We start from the raw sequence: 1,157 nt of genomic DNA, 5'->3' as shown, positions 1-1,157 counted from the left end.
CAGCTATGAGGGTCATTACAGGAATCTATTTGAAATACCGGGCGGCAAAAGGCTTTAAATTGATTATATGGTGCGACGCGCAGAGGCGGAGTGGACGCCGAGTTCGACTTCTGACTTTAGCGCGGATAACTAGCTTAAGCTTAGCTAACGGGCGATCAATCCTCTTCTAGCGTTCGATGAATGAAATAAGGAGATTGTGTCCATGACCCCTGCTTGTAAGGCGCAGCCCGTATCTGTTTACGTCCCGATGAGGGATGGCGTGAAGTTATCCGCCGATCTGTATCTGCCGGCGAACTCGGGTAGGAAACTGGGAACGATCCTGATAAGGACGCCCTACGATAAGTCTAGCCTACAGGGTGGCATTCGAGTGAATGGCGCCCTTCGGCATCCAGGCCCCTACTTTGCAAACGCAGGCTTTGCTGTGGTAGTCCAGGACGTCCGCGGCAAATTCGAATCCGGCGGCGAATTTTCGATGCGCGAAAAGTGGGAGGTCCAGGATGGCTATGACACGGTCGAATGGATCGTTCATCAACCTTGGTCGAACGGGAAAGTTGGCGGGACCGGTTGTTCTTTCCCAGCGATCAAAGCAAAGTGGACAGCCATAAGCAATCATCCTGCCTTTGTGACCGTAATCGCCAGGGGAGCGGGGTGGGGGCGACGCACCTTCAACGGTGAAATAGCTAACTTCGGATCCAAGCGTGGCGGCGTGTACCAGCTAGACTTGAATGTTGACTGGTTCCGCGAGAATGTTGGCGCCAATACCATTTTCCTCCGGCGCCCGGAAGGTTTGTCGGATACTCAGTGGGACAGCATTCGTTCGAGCTTTCGTTTAGGGCCGCTCCCGGCGCCCCCAGCCACTCTAGAAGAGAAGCGTTTGCTTCCCTTGATCGAAATGATGAACCGCCCCGGAGTTATGCCGGAGCAGGGTTGGGTAGACGACCTTACGAGGGAGGTGGGCGACCCGTATTGGGAGCAGTTTCCGCTGATTACTGACACAACCACCGTTGGAGCATCGATCCTGCATATCGACAGCTGGTATGACCCGAACGTCACCGACACCATCGAGCAACGCGCCCTTTTCGAGACGAACGCTAAGAACGATCGAGGTCAACAGCAATATCTAATCATTTCGCCTACGACCCATTGCAAATGCGAAA

1 protein-coding gene is annotated in these 1,157 nt (G+C 54.0%); it reads left to right on the top strand.

Going from position 1 to position 1,157, the window contains the following annotated elements; translation table 11 throughout:
- Positions 1 to 259: 259 nt before the first annotated feature.
- On the top strand, positions 260 to 1,157 hold an 898-nt coding region (locus EOA23_RS34960), incomplete at its 3' end, for a CocE/NonD family hydrolase (RefSeq protein ID WP_189341843.1).

Origin of the sequence: Mesorhizobium sp. M2A.F.Ca.ET.042.01.1.1 (assembly GCF_003997405.1) — a bacterium.
GTDB lineage: Bacteria > Pseudomonadota > Alphaproteobacteria > Rhizobiales > Rhizobiaceae > Mesorhizobium.
Note: the sequence above shows the minus strand (reverse complement) of the source record. Positions and strands in the feature narration are given on the sequence as shown.